Annotated in this window: 23 protein-coding genes and 1 pseudogene; 11 read left to right on the forward strand and 13 right to left on the reverse strand. The window is 69.1% G+C overall.

The window, feature by feature from the left end; genetic code table 11:
- Positions 1 to 37: 37 nt before the first annotated feature.
- Positions 38 to 2,359: a PGRS repeat-containing protein gene (locus ASD37_RS32540; RefSeq protein ID WP_056552316.1), complete on the forward strand. Its 2,322-nt coding sequence runs from the start codon at positions 38 to 40 to the stop codon at positions 2,357 to 2,359.
- Positions 2,360 to 2,375: 16 nt separating this feature from the next.
- Here the strand turns inward: ASD37_RS32540 and ASD37_RS15300 are convergent, their stop codons facing one another.
- A complete protein-coding gene (locus ASD37_RS15300) occupies positions 2,376 to 3,335 on the reverse strand; it encodes a DNA polymerase domain-containing protein (protein WP_082570197.1) in 960 nt (319 codons plus the stop codon).
- Between the two features lie 35 nt (positions 3,336 to 3,370).
- Between ASD37_RS15300 and ASD37_RS15305 the strand changes: the two genes are divergently transcribed.
- Positions 3,371 to 3,751 (forward strand): DUF1622 domain-containing protein, encoded by a 381-nt coding sequence (locus ASD37_RS15305; protein ID WP_056552318.1) that lies wholly within the window; start codon positions 3,371 to 3,373, stop codon positions 3,749 to 3,751.
- A 35-nt stretch (positions 3,752 to 3,786) separates the two neighbouring features.
- Here ASD37_RS15305 and ASD37_RS15310 read toward each other — a convergent pair whose 3' ends face one another.
- The gene (locus ASD37_RS15310; protein WP_056552322.1) at positions 3,787 to 4,581 is read right to left on the reverse strand and encodes an SDR family oxidoreductase; all 795 of its coding nucleotides are present in this window, start codon (positions 4,579 to 4,581) and stop codon (positions 3,787 to 3,789) included.
- Positions 4,582 to 4,646: 65 nt separating this feature from the next.
- Here ASD37_RS15310 and ASD37_RS15315 point away from each other — a divergent pair, with 65 nt between their 5' ends.
- On the forward strand, positions 4,647 to 5,885 hold the full coding sequence (locus ASD37_RS15315; protein WP_056552325.1) for a thiolase family protein: 1,239 nt from the start codon (positions 4,647 to 4,649) through the stop codon (positions 5,883 to 5,885).
- On the opposite strand, the gene hadC is transcribed toward ASD37_RS15315, so the two are convergent.
- Both hadC and kasB read right to left on the reverse strand, forming a co-directional pair.
- A complete protein-coding gene (hadC, locus tag ASD37_RS15320) occupies positions 5,882 to 6,352 on the reverse strand; it encodes a (3R)-hydroxyacyl-ACP dehydratase subunit HadC (RefSeq protein WP_056552327.1) in 471 nt (156 codons plus the stop codon). The genes ASD37_RS15315 and hadC overlap by 4 nt on opposite strands.
- A gap of 50 nt (positions 6,353 to 6,402) precedes the next feature.
- The gene (gene kasB, locus ASD37_RS15325) at positions 6,403 to 7,680 is read right to left on the reverse strand and encodes a 3-oxoacyl-ACP synthase KasB (protein ID WP_082570157.1); all 1,278 of its coding nucleotides are present in this window, start codon (positions 7,678 to 7,680) and stop codon (positions 6,403 to 6,405) included.
- A gap of 191 nt (positions 7,681 to 7,871) precedes the next feature.
- Here kasB and ASD37_RS15330 point away from each other — a divergent pair, with 191 nt between their 5' ends.
- Entirely contained in the window at positions 7,872 to 8,201 is a 330-nt protein-coding gene (locus ASD37_RS15330) for a hypothetical protein (protein ID WP_056552329.1), read from the forward strand.
- A gap of 4 nt (positions 8,202 to 8,205) precedes the next feature.
- On the opposite strand, the gene ASD37_RS15335 is transcribed toward ASD37_RS15330, so the two are convergent.
- Together ASD37_RS15335 and ASD37_RS15340 are read right to left on the reverse strand one after the other, a co-directional pair.
- On the reverse strand, positions 8,206 to 8,886 hold the full coding sequence (locus ASD37_RS15335; RefSeq protein ID WP_156720888.1) for a sensor domain-containing protein: 681 nt from the start codon (positions 8,884 to 8,886) through the stop codon (positions 8,206 to 8,208).
- A gap of 9 nt (positions 8,887 to 8,895) precedes the next feature.
- Positions 8,896 to 9,561, reverse strand: a complete 666-nt coding sequence (locus tag ASD37_RS15340; RefSeq protein WP_370072970.1) for a hypothetical protein — start codon at positions 9,559 to 9,561, stop codon at positions 8,896 to 8,898.
- A gap of 210 nt (positions 9,562 to 9,771) precedes the next feature.
- Here ASD37_RS15340 and ASD37_RS15350 point away from each other — a divergent pair, with 210 nt between their 5' ends.
- From ASD37_RS15350 to ASD37_RS15360, 3 genes are read left to right on the forward strand one after another with little or no spacing between them, the layout of a single operon-like run.
- Complete coding sequence (locus ASD37_RS15350) at positions 9,772 to 10,449, forward strand: MspA family porin (RefSeq protein WP_056552339.1); 678 nt, start codon at positions 9,772 to 9,774, stop codon at positions 10,447 to 10,449.
- 37 nt (positions 10,450 to 10,486) lie between these two features.
- Positions 10,487 to 11,191, forward strand: coding sequence for an MspA family porin (locus tag ASD37_RS15355; RefSeq protein WP_056552341.1), 705 nt, complete (start codon positions 10,487 to 10,489; stop codon positions 11,189 to 11,191).
- A gap of 38 nt (positions 11,192 to 11,229) precedes the next feature.
- Positions 11,230 to 11,913, forward strand: a complete 684-nt coding sequence (locus tag ASD37_RS15360; RefSeq protein WP_056552344.1) for a hypothetical protein — start codon at positions 11,230 to 11,232, stop codon at positions 11,911 to 11,913.
- Here the strand turns inward: ASD37_RS15360 and ASD37_RS15365 are convergent.
- Together ASD37_RS15365 and ASD37_RS15370 are read right to left on the reverse strand one after the other, a co-directional pair.
- Entirely contained in the window at positions 11,910 to 12,287 is a 378-nt protein-coding gene (locus tag ASD37_RS15365; protein ID WP_056552346.1) for a hypothetical protein, read from the reverse strand. The genes ASD37_RS15360 and ASD37_RS15365 overlap by 4 nt on opposite strands.
- Before the next feature lie 12 nt (positions 12,288 to 12,299).
- On the reverse strand, positions 12,300 to 13,127 hold the full coding sequence (locus tag ASD37_RS15370) for an arginase family protein (protein WP_056552352.1): 828 nt from the start codon (positions 13,125 to 13,127) through the stop codon (positions 12,300 to 12,302).
- Positions 13,128 to 13,226: 99 nt separating this feature from the next.
- Between ASD37_RS15370 and ASD37_RS15375 the strand changes: the two genes are divergently transcribed.
- Positions 13,227 to 14,336 carry an aldo/keto reductase gene (locus ASD37_RS15375; RefSeq protein ID WP_056552354.1) on the forward strand — a complete coding sequence of 370 codons (1,110 nt, stop codon included), beginning with the start codon at positions 13,227 to 13,229 and terminating at the stop codon, positions 14,334 to 14,336.
- Between the two features lie 57 nt (positions 14,337 to 14,393).
- Here ASD37_RS15375 and ASD37_RS15380 read toward each other — a convergent pair whose 3' ends face one another.
- Positions 14,394 to 15,353: a ferritin-like domain-containing protein gene (locus ASD37_RS15380; protein WP_056552356.1), complete on the reverse strand. Its 960-nt coding sequence runs from the start codon at positions 15,351 to 15,353 to the stop codon at positions 14,394 to 14,396.
- 113 nt (positions 15,354 to 15,466) lie between these two features.
- Entirely contained in the window at positions 15,467 to 15,619 is a 153-nt protein-coding gene (locus ASD37_RS15385; RefSeq protein WP_082570199.1) for a CDGSH iron-sulfur domain-containing protein, read from the reverse strand.
- Positions 15,620 to 15,778: 159 nt separating this feature from the next.
- Between ASD37_RS15385 and ASD37_RS15390 the strand changes: the two genes are divergently transcribed.
- Positions 15,779 to 16,003, forward strand: coding sequence for a DUF3072 domain-containing protein (locus ASD37_RS15390; RefSeq protein ID WP_370072974.1), 225 nt, complete (start codon positions 15,779 to 15,781; stop codon positions 16,001 to 16,003).
- Positions 16,004 to 16,019: 16 nt separating this feature from the next.
- Positions 16,020 to 16,754: a YqjF family protein gene (locus ASD37_RS15395; RefSeq protein WP_056552360.1), complete on the forward strand. Its 735-nt coding sequence runs from the start codon at positions 16,020 to 16,022 to the stop codon at positions 16,752 to 16,754.
- A gap of 1 nt (position 16,755) precedes the next feature.
- Here the strand turns inward: ASD37_RS15395 and ASD37_RS15400 are convergent, their stop codons facing one another.
- Positions 16,756 to 17,409, reverse strand: coding sequence for an enoyl-CoA hydratase-related protein (locus ASD37_RS15400; RefSeq protein WP_056552363.1), 654 nt, complete (start codon positions 17,407 to 17,409; stop codon positions 16,756 to 16,758).
- Positions 17,410 to 17,412: 3 nt separating this feature from the next.
- On the reverse strand, positions 17,413 to 18,036 hold the full coding sequence (locus ASD37_RS15405) for a TetR/AcrR family transcriptional regulator (protein ID WP_056552366.1): 624 nt from the start codon (positions 18,034 to 18,036) through the stop codon (positions 17,413 to 17,415).
- 166 nt (positions 18,037 to 18,202) lie between these two features.
- On the opposite strand from ASD37_RS15405, the pseudogene ASD37_RS31495 reads away from it, so the two are divergent.
- Positions 18,203 to 18,310, forward strand: a pseudogene (locus tag ASD37_RS31495) (SAM-dependent methyltransferase); the annotation flags it as partial.
- Here the strand turns inward: ASD37_RS31495 and ASD37_RS15410 are convergent.
- Positions 18,294 to 18,773, reverse strand: coding sequence for a GNAT family N-acetyltransferase (locus ASD37_RS15410; protein WP_056552369.1), 480 nt, complete (start codon positions 18,771 to 18,773; stop codon positions 18,294 to 18,296). The pseudogene ASD37_RS31495 and the gene ASD37_RS15410 sit on opposite strands and share 17 nt — an antisense overlap.
- Positions 18,774 to 18,787 lie beyond the last annotated feature (14 nt).

Raw genomic sequence — 18,787 nt, forward strand, 5'->3', positions numbered from 1 at the left:
GACCCAATCACGGCGATCGTCGAACAGAGGCAGTGACATGAGCATTCGGCACCAGAGCACCCACGGTGGCAAGGTCACCCGGCGTCACCTAGAGGCCCGTGGCCACGACGGGAAACACGCCGCCGCCCCCTCGAAGACGATGCGAACCCTGCTGGCGGCCGCGGTCGCCGCGAGCGCGATCATCGCCAGTGCGGCAGGCGGCACCGGGATCGAGACCGAAATCGTCGGTGAACGAGACTCGGTCGCGTTCGACGGCGTGCCCCCGGCTCTGGTTTCCAAGGCCGTCGCGGACCGCGGTACCGTCCTGACCGCCGTGGTGTCGCCATTGCCGGGTCGTCGGAATCCGCCCGCGCCGGGGATGCGAGGTTCGATCGCACCGTCCCGGGTTCCCGTCGGCTCCACGCGCACCCAGATCACGGTCGTCCGCACGGCATCCGGTCGCATCGGCACGGTCTCCAAGACGGTGGGCGACGAGGGCGCCGCGTCAGTGCCGCGGTCGAGGTCGCTCGTCGGACCCGCCGTGGCGGCGATGCCAGCCGGCCTGTCCCCATTCGACCCGATCCTGTCCATCATCGGCATCTTCATCAGCAACGGCGCCGACGCGGCGGCCGATTGCCTCGGTGAGGCGTGCAACGGCGGCAACGGCGGCATCCTCTTCGGCAGCGGTGGCGACGGTGCGAACGGCGGCCGCGGCGGCCACGCAGGCCTGTGGGGTGACGGCGGAAGGGGCGGTGACTCAACCACTTTGGGGGTCGTCGGCGGTAACGGCGGGAATGCGGGCCTGTTCTTCGGCACCGGTGGTGCGGGTGGTACCGGCGGCGCGGGCGCCAACGGAGGCGACGGCGGAACCGCGGGGACGTTCGCGTTGGTCGGCAACGGTGGCGCGGGTGGCAACGGCGGCAACGGGATCCGCGGCGTGGACGGCGACGACGGCACGGACGGCGTGCAGGGGCCGGACGGCGTGGGAGGAACCGACGGCCAGAACGGGCCGAGCGGCAACGCCGGCCGCAACGGCGACGACGGCGGTCGGGGTGGTCCCGGCGGCAACGGTCCCGATGGTCCCAACGGCGTGAACGAGGGCGGGGATTCGGGCTGGGACGGCCTACCCGGCTTCCCGACGCCGCCGGGCGTCGTGATTTCCGGGCACCTCAACGGGCAGGACGGCTTCGACGGAAACCCCGGCGGCGACGGCGGTGACGGGTTCCTCGACATCAGCTTCGGCAACGGAAACGCCCACGGCGGCAATGGTGGTCGCGGTGGCATCGGTACCGGTGGCGGCAACGGGGGAAATGGCGGTGACGGCGGTGACGCCACGGCGCCAGGGGTCGCGTTCCGCGCCACCGGAGGTGACGGCGGTGACGGCGGTCGCGGTAGCACCGGTGCGTCGGGTGGGCCTGGCGGTGCCGGGCTCGCGGGTGGCCCCGGCGGGAGGGGCGGCGACGGAAGGGCCGCGACGCCCGCAGGTTCGGGCACCGACGGCACGCCGGGGACCGCGGGACAGGCGGGCACCGCGGGTACGGCCGGCGTCGCGGGCACGCCCGCGATCGCCGCGGGAGCAGGCGGACGGGGCGGCGCGGCCAGCTGGCTGGGCTTCGGGGTCGGAGGGCTCGGCGGCAGCGGCGGAGTGGGTGCCAACGGAGGTACCGGCGGAAACGGCGGCGTCGGTGGGGCCGGCGGGACCGGCGGCGCTGGTGGCAACGCTGGTAATGGCGGCAACGGAGCCAACGGTGGAGACGCAGGCGACGGCGGCGCAGGCGGGGCGGGTGGCAACGGCGGTATGGGCGGTACCGGGGCCGCCGGCGGCAATGGCGGAAACGGTGGCGCGGGAGGTGACGGCCGTGACCTCGCCATCACCGACGGCCACGGCGGCCACGGCGGAGCGGCCGGGCTGGCGGGTGCAGGAGGTGCAGGTGGATCCGGCGGACTGGCCGGGCCGGGCGGGTCCGGTGGTGCGGCGGGCAACGCAGGCGTCGGCAGCCACGGCGGGGCGGCGGGCCAACCGGGCGGTGGCGGTGCAGGTGGCGCTGGCGGCCAGGGTGGGGCGGCCGGTAGTGGCGGTGCGGCGGGCGACGGTGGCGCGGCAGGCGCCGGAGGAGCCGGCGGACTGTTGAGCGTCCCTGGTCACACGGGAACCCATGGGACCAACGGCACTGTCGGCGACAACGGTTCGGCGGGCGCCGACGGGAAGACCGGCGCCAACGGGACGACGGGGAACGCCGGTTCGGCGGGCGCGAACGGATCGAACGGCAAGACCGGAACGCGGGGTCTCGACGGGCCCTCTGGCAACCCGGGTCAGACGGGCGACGCCGGAGCGGCCGGTCAGCCCGGTGCCACGGGTGCCAACGGCAAGGGGCTGTAGGCGGCGCGGTCGACTCCTAGTCGTCCGCGGTGCGGCGGGCCTTCGCGCGGCGTTTGCCCTCGTGCATGGCGGCGACCCGCGCGACGGGGATGGTTCGACCCTGCTCGACGAGATCGGTTGGAAGTCGTTGCGGCGCAGGCATCGAATCGGCCCACGGGTCGTGGCCGTCGAGGGCGGCCAGCGCGGTGTGGACCGTGAAGTCGGCCGGGGAGACGCGGTCCAGATCGGACCAGGCCAGCGGGAACGACACCGGCGTCCCCGGCCGCAGTCGCGGACTGTAGGCCGCCGCGACGGTCGCGCCGCCGGCCCGCGTCGAGTCGACGAACACCTTGCCTGCACGGTCCTCGACGATGAACGCCGTGGTGGCGATGGCCGGGTCGAGGGCCTCGGCACGGGCGGCCAGGGCGCGGGTCGCGGCGGCGACGTCCTCGACCGGGGCGGTGTCGTCGACCGGGACGAAGACGTGAATGCCCTTGGCGCCGCTGGTCTTCACCGATCCGGAGAGCCCGCTGTCGGCCAGCGCCTGGCGAACCAGATGCGCCACCGCGACGACCGCCGAGAAGTCGTCGTCACCCGGCGGATCGAGGTCGAGGATCAAATGCGTTGGGCGGTAGATGTTCTCGGCCAGGCCCAGGGTGGGGTGATACTCCACGGCGCGTTGGTTGGCCAGCCACAACAGGGTTCGGCGGTCGTTGCACAAGGCGTAGTGCACCTCGCGGTGGGACGCCTCCGCCCAGATCGACGTGGTGCGGACCCAGTCCGGGGTGTACTTGGGCACGTTCTTCTGCATGAACGGTGCGCGGCCGCGGAGCACCCGCAACACGGTGAGCGGCCGGTCGACCAGCCCGGGCAGCAGCCGGTCGGCGACCGCGTCGAGGTAGTCGACCAGGTCGCGCTTGGTGGCGTTGGCCTCGGGGGTCAGCGGCTGGTCGAGGTTGGTCAGGTCGACGCCGTCGCGCTGCTCGCTGGTTCCCACCTCTCCCATGCTGCCCGACGGTTAGCGTCGGTGTCGTGGAGTTCATCGAGAGCGTCGAACTGGTCGGCAAGGTCATCGACGGTGTCGGGGTGGCGATCATCGCCGTCGGCGCGGTGGTGGCGGGCGGCATCGCCGTCGGCCGGCTTGTCCGCAGGTCGCCGGACACCTACCGCTTCTTCCGCGAGACGCTGGGGCGGACGATCCTGCTTGGCCTTGAATTCCTGGTGGCCGCCGACATCATCCGCACGGTCGCGGTCACGCCCGACGCGCAGAGCGTCGCCGTGCTCGCGGGCATCGTGGCGATTCGGACGTTCCTCAGCTTCTCGCTGGAACTCGAGATCACCGGTCGGTGGCCGTGGCAGAAGAAGCCGCGCGACTCGTCGACTGCACGCATGTCGAACACGAATCGCGAGTAACCCCGCAAACAAGCGGGCAGTCGGCGAAGAAGTGTCTAGGCCGTCGTCGCGATTCCGCCGTCGACCGGGATGACCGCCCCCGTCAGATACGACCCGGCCCGGCTGGCCAGGAACACCGCGACGCCGGCCATGTCGTCGGCCCGGCCGATGCGGCGCAGTGGGGCCGACGCCGCGATCGCGTCGCCGAACGCGTCGAGCGTGGCCGCCATCATCTTGGACGGAAACGGCCCTGGCGCCACGGCGTTGACGGTGACGTGTTGCGGCCCGAGTTCGCGGGCGAGCACGCGGGTCAGCTGGTGCAGCGCGGCCTTGCTGCTGGCGTAGGAGTACACGGGCAGTGGGCTGACGCGGATGCCGTCGATGCTTCCGATGTTGACGATGCGCGCGGGATCGTCGGCGGTCCCGGCCTCCCGGAGTGCCGGCAACAGGGCTTGGACGAGCCAGAAGGGGGACTTGAGGTTGAGGTCGAGCACCTTGTCCCACGCGGCATCCGGGAACGTCTCCAGCGGCTCGCCCCACGTCGCCCCCGCGTTGTTGACGAGGATGTCGAGGCCGCCGAGTTTCGCGGTGGCCAGGCCAGCGAGGCGTCGACATTCGTCGTGCGTGGAGAGGTCGGCGGGAATGGCCTCGACGTCCCCGAACGTCGAGAGTTCCTCGCGCGCCTGGTCGCAGGCGTCGGCCTTGCGTGAGCTGACGACGACGCGGGCTCCGGCCTGCAGAAGGCCGCGGGCGATCATCAGCCCGATACCCCTGGTGCCGCCGGTCACCAGGGCTCGCTTGCCGGTGAGGTCGAAAAGCTGTGCATGCGTAGTGGTTTGACCGTCGGTCATCGGTCGTCCTTCCCTAGTGCGTCGACGCCGTTGACAGCGCCAGGAGATCGGTCCAGGCTAAACCCATGGCTGACGCATACATCCTCGGTGGCGTGCGGACGCCCTTCGCGCGCTACGGAAGTTCGTTGTCGCACATCCGCACCGACGACCTTCTCGGGATGACGATGAAGGGCGCCTGCGAGCGGGTAGGCGTCGAACTGGGGGCGATCGAGGACGTCGTCGCCGGTTGTGTGAACCCGGCCCACGAGGGGATGGGCGACGTCGGCCGGTGGGCGGCGCTGGCGGCAGGCTTTCCCGACAGCGTGGCCGGCGCGACGATCAACCGCTTCTGCGGGTCGTCGCTGAGCGCCACGATCAACGTCAGTCACGCGATCAAGGCGGGCGATCTCGGCGTCGGCATGGCGTGCGGCGTCGAGTCGATGTCGCGCTCCGGGTGGGCGATGATGAAGGGGGACGCGGCCTTCAGTCCGAGGGGACCGGTCTTCATGCTGGACACCATGTGGGCCGGTGCAGGCGGTCCACCCAACCCGGCGCTGCTCGCGCGCAACGCCTACATCTCGATGATCGAGACCGCCCAGAACGTCGCCGACCGGTACGGATTGACCCGTGAGGAGATCGACGCATTCGCGTTGCGATCGCAGCGAAATGCCAAGGCGGCCCGCGACTCCGGTCGGCTTGCCAAGGAGATCATGCCGGTGACCATCGCGGCGACCCGCAAGACGCCGGAAGTCGTCTTCTCCCATGACGAGTTCATCCGCGACGACACGACGGCCGAGTCGTTGGCGAAGCTGCCGGCCCAGCCCGGCACCACCCAGATGACGGCAGCCAATTCGACGCCGCTGACCGACGGCGCCAGCGCCATCGTGATCGCCTCCGGGGAGCGCGCTGCCGAACTCGGCGTGGAACCCCTTGCGCGCGTGGTCTCCTCGGCCGTGTACGGCATCGACCCCCTCGTCATGGGGCTGGCACCCGCCTGGGCGATTCCGCTGGCCATCAAGAGGGCCGGGCTGACGCCGGATCAGATCGACGTGTGGGAGGTGCACGAGGCGTTCAGCGCCCAGGCGCTCGGCGTGTTGCGTGAACTGCCAAACCAGTTGGGCGGCTTCGTCGTTCCCGACGAGAAGTTGACCCCCAACGGGGGAGCGGTCGCCATCGGGCATCCGTTCGGGGCGACCGGGACGCGGTACGTCCTGACGTTGGCCACCGAACTGCGGGAGCGCAACGCACGATACGGCGTCGTCGGCGTCTGCATCGGGTCCGGCCAGGGTGTCGCACTGGTGCTGGAGAACCCAAGCGCGGCCTAGAGGAAGTCGATCTTCGCGGAGTTCTCGCCCTGCTGGCCCATCAGCGTGGTGTAGGCCTCCATCACGATCTCGCCGTCGTCGTGGATGCAGGTGTTCTTGCTGACGACGATGTCGGCGCCGAACCGCTCCTGCACGGACACGATGTCGAAGTGGCACCACAGTCGGTCACCGGCGACCACCGGCCGCTTGTAGACGAACTTCTGGTCGACCTGCACGATCTGCATCGACTCCAGGCCCACGTCGACGGTCCTGAAGAAGCCCTTCTGGGCGAGGATGGCGAACAACGTCATGAACGTCGCCGGAGCCACCAGTCCGGGATACCCCAGTTCGGCGGCGGCCTTCTCGTCGAGACTGGCGGGGTCGTCGCACTTGATGGCGGCGGCGAACTCGCGCACCTTCTCGCGGCCCACCTCGAAGTAGTCGGGGTATTCGTAATGCATCCCGCGGATGTCGGTCTTCAATGCCATGAAACTGCGAATCTGCCTCTCGCGACGGGGTTCTGGATCGTCCGGGGTGGTCAGTACTTGCCGAAGGCGAGCGCCACGTTGTGTCCGCCGAAGCCGAACGAGTTGCTGATGGCGTACTCGTAGTTGCCGGGGCGGGGTTCGCCCGCGACGACGTCCAGGTCAACCTCGGGGTCGAGGTTGTGAAGGTTCAGGGTGGGCGGGACGACGCCGTCGCGCAGGGCCATCACGGTGAGGACCGACTCGACCGCACCCGCGGCGCCGACCGAATGGCCCAACGCCGACTTGGGCGCGTAGACCGCCGCGGAGTTGCCGATGGCGCGGTTGATGGCCGCCGCCTCGGCCACGTCGCCGACCTTGGTGCCGGTGGCGTGGGCGTTGACGTGGTCGATGTCGCCCGGTGTGAGTCCGGCCAGCTGGACGGCGCGGGTCATCGCGTGGGCGGCGCGTTCGCCGTTGGGGTCCGGCGCCACGATGTGGAAGCCGTCGGAGGTGATGCTGGCGCCCATCAACCGGCCGATGATGTTGGCACCGCGGGCCTTTGCGTGCTCCTCGGTCTCGATGACCATCAGGGCGCCGCCCTCGCCGAAGACGAAGCCGTTGCGGTCTCGGTCGAAGGGGCGGCAGGCGCCTGGTGGGTCGTCGTTGGTGTTCGACAGGACGATGCGCATCTGCGCGAAGGCGGCGATCGGCACCGCTTCGATCCGGTTCTCGACGCCACCGCAGATCGCGACGTCGGCCTCGCCGAGGACGATCTGTCGCCACGCCTGGGCAATGCCCTCGGACCCGGACGCACACGCCGAGACGGGGGTGATGACGCCGGCCTTGGCGTGCCGGTCAAGACCGACGGCGGCGGCCGGCCCGTTGGGCATGTACATCTGGACCGCCAGCGGCGAGACCGCGGCCATGCCGCGCTCGCGCATGTCGTCCCAGGCGAAGACCAGCGCCTCGGTGGCACCCATGCCCGTTCCGATGGACACCGCCAAGCGGTTGGTGTCGACCTCGGGGTTGCCGGCGTTCTCCCACACCCGGCGGCCCAGCACGGTGGACATTCTCTGGACGTAGCCGAGGCGCCGCTTCTCGATGCGGTTCAGATCCGCCTCGAAGTCCTCGTGGAGGTGACCGCCGATGCGGACCGGCAGCTTGAACTCCTCGACGTACGGATCGTCGAGCAGGCGGATGCCGCTCTGCCCGTCGAGCAGGGCCTTCCAGGTGTCGTCGGCGCCTGCGGCGACCGAGGTCGTCATGGCGATGCCGGTGACGACGACGTTCGGAAGACCATTTCCGGTGCTCAGACCGGCGACTTGGGACGAGTTGACCGATGTCGTCACGAGAGACCCCCACGATGAAGTACACGAGTGGCTGGCCCTCTGCTGGACCTGCGGAATGCTCCGCGGCGCGCTGGGCTGGGATCGAATCCAACAGCGCCACGCGGCTCTTAGGAATCTTATACAACTCGTCTTGTCAGCGCACCTGGATGTTTGAGCTGCGCGTATCCAGGCGCGCGGCGTACCGTCGAAACATGGTCGACATGCCGCGGTACGGGGTGTGGGCGGCCTTTGCTGTGGCCGGGGCGCTCTGCTGGGCGCCTGCCGCGGCCGCCGATCCGTCGGCGTTCGGTGGACGGCCCGCCGACACCGTCGTCGCCGACTTGCAGGCACAGGGGTACAACGTGTCGATCAACTGGGTCACCGGCTACGACACCAAGCCGCTGTCGGACTGCCGGGTGACGGGGATCAACAACCCCGGGGACATCGCGCCGACCGAGGGCACGTTCACCACCGTGTACGTCGACGTCGCCTGCCCCAACGGGGACGACGGCGGATTCCGGTTCGGGGCGGGGCTCGGCTAGGCGCCTACCTGGGCAGCTTGTCCGCAATCTGGTCGGCCACGGTGGCGGCCTTGGTGCCGGTGGAAGCGTCCCTGGTGCACGCCTGGACGTCGACGATCACGTTGTTCTCGACCTTCAGCACGCGCTGGCACGAGGCGACCCCGACGGCGTCACCCCTGGTGAACGGGATGGCGAGTTCGGTGTCGGTCCTGGTGAGCGCACCGCTTCGCCACTTGGGCAACGGCTGGTCGTTGAGGGTGATGTTGACGTTGTGGTCGGTGCACTTCGACCAGCGGTCCGCCGACTGGGCGAAGAAGTCGCGGGCGGCGTCGGTGGACGGATAGTTGACGACCGACTGCACGACGAGGTTCTGCCAGGCGTCGGTGTCGGGCGATCGCAACAGCTCCTGGCGCAGGCCGATCCAGCCGTCCTTGCCGTAGACACCGGCCTCGTTGACCTGCCAGATGCCAAGGCAATTCAGGTTGGGCAGCAGATTGCGGTGGTCGCTCATCACGTCGACGCGTGGGTGCGCGGCCATTCCGGTGGTGCCCATCGCGGAGTCGACCTCGCCGACGCTGAGCAACGCCGCGTCGAGTGCCTTGGCGGGGACCAGGTCCGGCGGCTTGGGTGGCTGGGCTGTCTGGTTCGCGCATGCCGCGAGGGTCAATGTCGAGACGAGTACGAAAACCGTTGCGATGAAACGCATCACCAGATGTCAGGCATGCGTGCCAGCCGCCGCGCAGGCCTCCTGGGCGTTGGTGGCGTCGGTGTTCATCTCGGTCGCCGTGTTGTTCAGACTGTCGCCCGGAATGCGCAGTGCCATCTTGAGGAGGAGCTTGGTGGCGTCGGCCGACCATGCCCGCATCGGATTGGCCACGCTGGGGTCGAGTCCTGGCGTGCCCGCTGAGTCCATCGCGACACCGGCGGCTTGGCGAAGGGCGGTCCTGCCGACTTCGTTGCTGCTCTGCACGGCCGGGTCGTTGTAGTTCGAGCCCTCGAACGAGTCGGAGAACTCGCCGTAGTAGGTCGCGGCGCCGTCAAGCGCCTGAGCGAAGTTCCCGCATGCCACGACGGCGGCCGGGGCGGCGTCGTCCGACATCGGGACGGCGTCAACCTGCACTCCCGGGTCCGGAGGCGCGGTGTCGTCGGCGAAAGCGGTTGGGGCAAGGGAGAATCCCATGCCGAGGCAGATCGCCGAGGCCGCTGCGGCTCGCGTCCATGCGCTGGATGACGTCAAGGCTTCCTCCAAGGTGGTCGGTGTCGCAGTCGAACCAGGGAAGGCCGACGATCCCGTCTTTCGGGTGCCAACGGCCACCGTGGGCCAGTTGAACGTCCAGCTGGTGAACGGCTGGCCAACACGTGCCGTCCAACGCCGATCCATCCGGCCAACCCGGGCTGTGAGCTTGCAGGGAGCGTAATTACTTTGTGAGTCAACACTTTCCGGGTATTCGTCGCGGCGCGCGATCGACGGGAACGTGGCGGCAACCGTTGGCCTTCCGTTCACCGCGCGGCAACCCGACCATTGGATGCTTCGCCGCGGCAGACCCGTTATCTGCCCGAGATTTCGACCACGAGAGGCGCCGATTCGCTCATGTTGAACCGTTTTGCGACGCTGGCAGCTATTTGCATTGCCATCCCGGTCGGGACGGCGCCCGTAGCGCTCGCCGACCCGCCACCCCCGGACCCGGCCGTGCAGCCCGTCGGCGTGCCCGGTCCGCCCGTGGACACCGGTGCCGTCCCCTCGGCCGCCCCGGGAACCCTGACCACCCCCGACGGCTGGACGCTCAACGTCGTCGGAAGCAACGAGACGCAGCTGCCGGTGGCGCCGCTGACCACCGCGATCTCGTCCCGCGAGTACCTCATCTCGGGAACGTTCACCGGAACGATCACCGGCGGCGGCAAGACGAAGCTGAGCGGCGGCACGATGGAAGCCGGCGAGCAGATCGGCTGCGGCATCATCTCCGACGAGACCGAGATCAATCCGGGCGCGAGCATCACACCCGGGTTCGGAGCATTGGGTGCCCCCTCGTTCAGCGCGGGAATCAGCCTGCAGGGCAAGGTGTATCTGAAGCCGGGCACCGTCACCACCGTGGCGCTGGACAAGAAGTCCTTCAAGGGAACCTCGACCCGCATCACCCTCACCGGGGTGCGCGTCAAGACCGACCAGTGCGCGGGACAGTCGTTCATCCGCTCCTACGCCACGCTGACCAGCTCGACCGACAACACCGACGACGTCATCACCTACCTCGGCGTCACCAAGTCCGTCTAGCAGCCAGCCGCCCTCCCCGAACTCGAAAGGCTTTGCCATGTTGAATCGTGTTGCCCTGCTGGCTACGGCTTGCATGCTGTTCTCGATGGGCGCCGCGCCCGTCGCCCTGGCCGACCCGCCACCGCCGGACCCCGCCGTCGCCCCGGTCGGTGACCCAGGTCCGTTGCCGGACAACGGGATCGTCGGCTCGTCCGAGCCTGGTGTCGTCACCACCCCGGACGGCTGGACCCTGACCGTCGCCGCGACCAACGAATCCGAACTTCCCGTCGCACCGCTGACCACCGCGCTGTCGTCCCGTGAATACCTGGTTGGCGGCACGTTCACCGGCACCGTGACCGGCAAGGGCAAGACCACCCTGGCCGGTGGCACGCTGGAGGCGGGCTACCAGATCGGCTGCGGCATCGAGCTGGGCCAGGTCCGCCTCATCGGCCAGGCCGGCATCAACGTCGGCGTGGGACTCAACACCGCAGGCGGCGCCCTCAACGGCGTCGGCCTCGGTAGCGTGTCGTTCCCGCTGTCGGGCACCATCGAGATCCACCCGAAGCCGGGCACGGTGTCGACGGTGGCCGTGGACAAGAAGACGTTCAAGGCAGCCCCGGTGCGCGTGACGCTGAAGGACACCCACGTCAAGGTCGACGGGTGTGTCGGACAGTCGTTCCTGCGGTCCTACGCCACGCTGACGAGCTCGACGACGGACACCGACGACGTGGTGGCCTACTACGGCATCACGAAGTCCGTCTGACGCAACACCTTCCGGCTACCACACCAAGGACGAGGCACATGGCAATGATTGACCGACATCGCATCGTCGCGACGGTGTGTGGCCTGGCTGCCGTCGGAGCGGCGGTCGCCTTCCCGGCGACCGCCGTGGCCGACGACCTTCCCCCCGAACCGCTTCCGGTTCCCGGGGACCCCGCCCTCCCACCGCCTCCTGGGCCAACGGTGCCAGGGCTGGGGGCGCTGGGTCCGACGGGGCTCGACGTGCTGGCGCAGAACAACGCGCCTGCGGTGCCCGGTGCACTCGGCGCCCCGTCGGTCGTGGGCCTCGACCAGAACAGCCTGCTGGGCCAGAACCCGGTCCCCGAGGCACCCAACGGCGGCACGGGCGCCGTGCCGAACCTCAACGTGTTCAACAACGGCTACGGTGCTCAGCAACTCAACGACGTGCCGTCGGCGCCGGGGCAGGGGACTCAGTTTGGGGTCGCGCCGGGCGACGAGAACGCTGACGTCCGCAAGGGCATCTGGTTTGGCCGGTGGATCGACTTGCAGCGCGACGGCAGAACCTACGGCGGGCTCGGTCAGGCGCCACAGCAGCAGCTCGGTGAGCCGCTGCCGGGTACCGCACCCCCGCCAGGGACCGTCATCCCACCGGGATTGGTGCAGTTCCTGCCGGACCCGGCGGACGGTCCGACGCCGCCTCCCGGCCTCATCCTGCCGCCTCCGCCCCCGCCGCCTGCGGGTTAGGGCAGCGGCTCGGGGACGGGCATGTCGATCAGACCGTTGAGGTCGGCGTCGGCCTGATCGTCGGGAAGGGCTCGCGACGGGAGCACGATCAGCGGCCGCTCGTCCGGGCCGGCGTCGGCTCGCATCGGTGCGGCGCAGCCCATTCCGAACCTGGTGGGGGCTGGGACGCCCGCATACTGGACGCAGCACGCGCTGATGAAACCGTCGACGTCCTGGTCGGGAGCGGGCGCCGTCGTGGTGCACTGGGCGTAGGCGTCCACGTCGAAGACGGGCGCGGCCTGCGCGACACCGCTCGGGCCGGCCAGGCACGCGACGGCGACGGCGGGCAGGACGAGCAAGTGACGTCTCTTGCCGGACCTGCTGGTGACTGCCATCTCTGCTTTCTATCAGAGGTGCGTGGACTGCGGCGCCCATAGGGACATCAGGGCGTCGATGAGTGGTCGGGCGTAGTCGGTGTGGTCGTCGGGGTCGGCGGCCTCGAACTCGGCGATCTCGACGCCGACGACGTCGTTTTGGCCAAGGCGTCGGGCGACGGCCGCCAGGTCGTCGAGGTCAAGCCCGCCCGGCACCCGGTAGTCGGTGGGCACCGTGCCCGGTTCGAGGACGTCGCAGTCGAGGTGGAAGTAGACGGGTGCGTCGCCGACGTAGCGGTCGAGGTGATCCAACAGGTGCGGGCCGGCGGCGAGCTTGACGGTTCCCTCGTCGACGAGCGCCTGCTCGGGTGGGTCCAAGTCGCGGGTCCCGCCAAGCACGATGCGGTCGGGCACCAGCCCCGACCCGAGGCCGGACTCCCACCAGCCGACGGCCGCGCTGAGGACCAGCCCGCCGAGGTAGCCGGTCGTCGAGCCGGCCGGGGTGTTGAGATCGGCGTGGGCGTCGAACCACACGACGACGGCATCCGGGCGCAGCGCCGCGACGTTCGGCAACGTCGCCAGGGACGCGGCACAACGCGACGCCGCCAGTATGGGTACCTCGCCCTGAGACATCATGTGGCCGTGAGCATCTCGTAGTTCGGCGAGCCCGGGAACGGCCGCGGGCAGGGCCAGCTCCCACGGTGCCGACGTCGCCGGTCGTGGTTCGCCGATCACGGTCGGTTCGAGACCGAGGCGTCGGCTCAGCTCTCGGCCGACGATCGGTGCGCCCGCCATGCCGCGGTCGTTGTGGTCACCGGTAGGTCCGACGAACACCAAGAGCCCGAGATCGCGTGCCGACATGTCGGGAATGCTAGTGACCGCGTCGGGCCCGGCGCCACGCAATAAACGCCCGCCGATTGTGGACTTGCGGGTCCATTTTTGGATGGGCAGGCTGACACCATGGCACTCGATCAGTACTACCTTCTCGGCACCTCGGGCCTTCGCGTGAGCCGCCTGGCGTTGGGCACCATGAACTTCGGCACCGGCGGCTATCACGCCGCCTACGGCAAGACGCTCGACGAGAGTCGCCCCATCTTCCGTCGCTACCTCGAAGAGGGCGGAAACTTCGTCGACACCGCGGACTTCTACACCGCCGGGGAGAGCGAGACGATTCTGGGCACGCTCATCGCCGAGGCCAAGGTGCGTGACCGGGTGGTGCTGACCACCAAGTTCACCAACAGCGTGGCCCATGGCGACCCGAATGCGGGTGGCAACGGCCGCAAGCACATGATCCGCGCGCTCGAGGACTCGTTGCGCCGCTTGGGAACCGACTACGTCGACCTGTTCCTGCTGCACACCTGGGACCGGCTGACTCCGGTCGAGGAGGTCCTGCGCACGTTCGACGATCTGGTGAGGGCGGGCAAGATTCGCTACGCCGGCTTGTCGGATGTGCCGAGTTGGTATGCGGCACAAGCGCAGACGTTGGCGAGGGCGCATTCGTCGACGCCGATGATCAACCTGCAATTGCCGTACTCGTTGGTGGAACGTCAGATCGAGGTGGAACACGTCCCGATGGCGCACACGCTCGGCTTGGGGCTCACGGCGTGGAGCCCGCTGGGCGGCGGCTTCCTCAGCGGCAAGTACCGCCACGACTCCGAGCACGGACTCACCGGCGACGGGCGGCTGAGTACCCCCGGCGGGTCGGGTCTGCCACTGACCGAACGGGATTGGCGACTGCTCGAGCCGCTGGAGTCGGTTGCCGACGAATTGGGTGTGACGATGGCTCAGGTCGCCGTCAACTGGGTGGCCACCCAGCCCGGCATCTCCTCGGCGATCGTCGGGGCGAGCAGTGCCGATCAACTCGGGTCCACCATGGCGGCACTCGACTTCGAACTGCCGGCCGAGCTGAGGGCGAAACTCGACGAGGCCAGCGCCGTGCCGCCCGAGTCGGTGTACCGGATGTTCACTCCCGAATACCAGGCTCAGCTGATCAGTCCGGGGGTCAAGGTCGGCGACCAGCCGGCAGGCTATCGACCTGCCGTCCGAAACTGGTTGCCGGACAACACATGACCACGTACGACGAAGCCCCGCGATCCGACGGACCGCGGGGCTTCGTACGTGCCTGGGTCAGCTGATGCCGACGACTTCCTGGGCGATGGCGGCAATGCGGGTCTGTGCTGCCGACACCACACCCTGACGCGCCTTGTGGGCCTCCTCGTAGGCGAGGATCGCACGGACGTCGGCCGGGTTGGTCAGCGCCTTGATGCCGCTCACGGCCTCGGAGACGTTGAGCTCGTCGTAGCCGTCGATCGGCAGTTCGTCGGCGTCGAGCGCACCAGTGGCGGCACGCGCGGAGTGCAGGACGTCGGCCGCACGCTCCGCGCCGCCCTCACGGATGACGGCTTCCGCGGTCTCGAGTGCAGCGTCCCGCGACGCCGACACCGTCTTGCTGGCCACGTCGCCAACACGCTTGCCGCGGTTGATCAATTCACTGACGGCCAGCGGCGTGGCGCGCACGGTGTCCACGGCCTTGTCCAAGCTGCGGACCGACCAGTTCACCGGCAGGTTGACCAGTTGGATGGCGGTTCCGGCGGCAGCCTGCAGCGGGGTCCGGCGCAGAGCGGCCGGCCCTCCGAGGGCGTCCTCGGCGAGGACGGTGGTCAGCCAGTCGACGGTCGCGGCATGGGCGGTGATCAGACGTGAGGCGAGCGCCTCGACGTCGGACTCCTGGGCGGCAACGGCGAGAGCCTTGACGTAGCGCGCGCGGTCGAACAGCTGGTGCTCAAGCGCGAGGTCGCCAAGCAGCGCCTCGTCGAACGGCTGCGCCTGCTCGGTGAGTGCCTTGACCGCGGCGGCGGCACGGCCCAGGAACGGGCCGATGACGTCGGGACGGCCGCCGAGCTGGCGGATGGCCTTTTCGATGGCCTCGGCGCGGTCGCGGCCATTCTGCGCGTTTTGCGTCAGTTCGCGTCGGACGGCCTCGGTGCGGGCCTGGGCGACGCGGGTCTCGGCGACCTGAATCTCGGTGTTGGTCAGGTCGAGCACCGCACGCAACTGTGCGATCAAGGTATTGGTGGTGATACTCATATTGGGTTCGCCCCTTCGGCGTTGATGTGGCTCGGCGCGGGGTGCACCTACCCAAGTTGCGTACCCGTCGCACGATCTGGTAACCGCCTCGGCGCCGCATTGTGGGCCAGGTCTCAGGGGGTCGGGCGGCGTTTCTTGCGGTGACTGGTGTCGCACAGCGGGTAGGTCTTGCTGCGTCGACAGGTGCAGATCGCCACCATGAACCGGTCGGATTCGATCGTCGACCCGTCGGGCGTCTCGACCCGCACCGGACCCTGCACCATCATCGGACCGCCTGCCGTCAGGCGTACGAGCCTGACGTCCTTGTCGGTGGTGGCGGGTTCCTCGTCGGTCGGCACTGCTCGAAGATGCCCCAATGCGATGCACGTGAAACGGTCGGACAGGTTTCGAACAGACGTGCGACGGATATTCCTGGCGTGGAGGTGATGTCAGTGAGCGAAGATGCGCAACAGGCGCCGAACGAAACCGCTGAGAAGGACACGTCGGAGTGGGTTACCGGTGACGAGCCGATGACCGGTCCGCAACGCAGTTATCTGAACACGTTGGCTCAGGAAGCCGGGCGTGAGGTTCCCGAGGACCTGACGAAGGCGGCGGCGTCGGACATGATCGACGAACTGCAACAGCAGACCGGCCGAGGCGCCAGCAGTTAGTGACACGATTGGCAACGTGCCGGAATCGTTGCCCGAGGGATTCGCCGTCACCGCTCCCGCCTTGCCGCGCCCGGTGTTCACGCGGCAGTTCTGGGGCGACCTGACCTTCGTGCACTGGCCAGTCGACCCGGGCGCCGTCGCGCACATGTTTCCCGACGGCGCCCGGCCCGACGTCTTCGGCGACGGTCAGACGTACGTGGGTTTGGTGCCGTTCGCGATGAGCCAACTGTCGCTGGGCATTCCGCGTGCCGTTCCGTACTTCGGCCGCTTCCTCGAGACCAACGTGCGGCTGTACTCGGTCGACGACGACGGCAGGCACGGTGTGCTCTTCCGCTCGCTGGAGACCGCGCGGTTGGCCGTCGTGCCGGTGACCCGCACGGCACTTGGCACGCCGTACACGTGGGCGAAGATGCGGTTGACCCGTGACGGCCGCCGCATCACCTACGACAGCGTGCGACGTCTGCCGCACCGCGGACTCCGCTGCAGGGTCGGCGTCGAGGTGGGTCCCGTCGTCGAGCCGACGCCGCTGGAAACATGGCTGACCGCCAGGTGGGGAGCGCACACCCGCAAGGGTGGCCGTACCTGGTGGGTGCCCAATGAGCACGTGCCGTTTCCGCTTCACTCGGCCAGAATCGTCGAGTTGGCCGACGACTTGGTCACCGCCGCAGGCGTGGAGCCGACGGGGGAACGTCTGCGCGGGTTGTATTCGCCGGGGGTGCTGGCGAGCTTCGGCAGGCCGACGATGCTCTGATTCAGGTCGCCAGCGCCGCGATCGCCGGGCCGTACATCGTCTGCTTGATGGCGCCGAGGGTGCCGGCGTCCTTGCCGCCAAGCGGCGCGACCAACCCGACCGCGTCGTCCACGACGGAACCCTCGGCGGCGGTCGCGTCGACGATGCCGAAGTGCAGTGCCTCGCCGCCACCGAACCGGCGCCCGGTGGTCATCGACGCCACGGCGGCCGCTGGGGTGAGCTTGGCCTGGATCAACGCGGCCATGCCCGGGGTGAACGGGATGCGGATGTCGACCTCGGGGAAGCAGAAGAAGCCTCGATCGGCACGCATGACGCGAAAGTCGTGGGCCATCGCGAGCATGGCGCCTGCGCCGAAGGCGTGCCCGTTGAGCGCCGCGGCGGTCGGCATCGGGCACGTCAGCAGGCGGGCGAAGAGGGCGTGCACGCGTCCGACGTAGGACTGCATCTGGTCGCCGTGCGACAGCAGCCAGTCGAGGTCGAGGCCGTTGGAGTAGAACTTGCCGGTGCCGGTCGTGACCAGGCCGCCTGCTCCCGAGGAGACGACGTCGTCGAGCAGGCCCTCGATGTCGTCGAGGGCGCCGAGGGAGAACCGGTTCTCATCGTCGCCGAGGTTCAGGACGGCGACCGCGTCGGTGTAGGTCACGGTGATGGGCATGGGTTACTCCTCGGTGGTGGGTGGCGGTGGGCCGTCGGCGAGCACGGCGCGTACCGCCGACGTGAGTTGCCTTCGGGCCCATGGATCTTGAATTCGGTTACGAGACAGCAGAATCGCCGTGGGTAGGTCGACGATGCACAGCGTTATCGCGTCGACGGCCTTGGCGTCCTTGCGGTTCCACAGGTGCGTCGACAGGCGGATCATCAACCCGATCAGCGCGCGGTCCAATTCGGCGAGGTCGGCGACGACGTCGTCGGGCAGGTCGTCGCCGAGCAGTTGGCCGCGGTCGACGCGCAAAAGCAGGCGCGAGGACTGTGGATGCAGGCCGAAGAACACCGCGGGTGCGTCGGCCGCGGCGACGACGGCCGACACCGGATCGGTGCGGTCGTCGGCGAGAGCCGACTCGACCAACTGGTTTTGGACGTCGAGGAAGGCGCGGGCGGCGCGGAGCCAGGTCTGCGCGAGCAGGTCGCTCCTGGACCGAAAGCTGTGGTAGATCGCGCCGTTGGACGTTCCCGCGGTGGCGGCGACCGCTCGGGTGGTGACACCCGCCGGGCCGGTCTCGACAGCGAGGCGCTCGGCCGCGTCCAAGACCGTGTCGCGGTCGTGGATCCGGGGACGAGGCACATCGGAAAGATAACAGAGCATTTGCTCTGTTATCAACGTGCCTAGGCGGGTCGACCACGGGAGGCGCCGATGCCGGACGACCAGCACGTGAAGAGCGACCTGACGCTGGAGGAGGCCCAGCTCGCCAAAGTACCCGGCCACCGCAGGCGGATTCCGGGTAACACGCGTGCAGTCGCAAGAGGTGTACGACCGCAACACGAGGTACCTCATCGGGTGTGCGGACATTTACCGCGCCGGCTACGTCGACGTCAACCAGTTCACCTGCGAGAAGTAGGCCCGGTGGCGGTGACGGCCTTGGCGAAGAACACCCGGTGGTACCCGTCTTGGACGCCACGACCCGTCTCGTGGAAACCGCGTCGGGGATAGAACTCGAGGTTCTCGGTCATCGCCTCGTTGGTGCACAACCGAACTTCCGGCAGCCCCTGTTCGCGCGCGTCCTGATCGGCCCGCTCCAGCAGGGCCCGCCCGTGGCCGCCGCCCTGGGCCGTCGGCGCGACGGCGACGCTGTCGAGCAGCAGGTGGTCGGCCTGGGCCTGCGTGACGAGGACGCCGACGACGTCGCTCCCCTGTTCGATCACCCAAACCCGGGACGTGTCAATCAGTTCCGCGTAGTCCGCGGTCATCGGTGCGGGCGGCTTGCCGATCCGGTCGACGTACTTTCCGAACGCGTCCGCAACCAATCGACGAATGCCATCGACGTCGTCGTAGGTGGCCCTCCTCGGCTGTGGCTCAGTCACGAGGTGGACACTAG

Origin of the sequence: Mycobacterium sp. Root135, assembly GCF_001426545.1 — a bacterium.
GTDB lineage: Bacteria > Actinomycetota > Actinomycetes > Mycobacteriales > Mycobacteriaceae > Mycobacterium.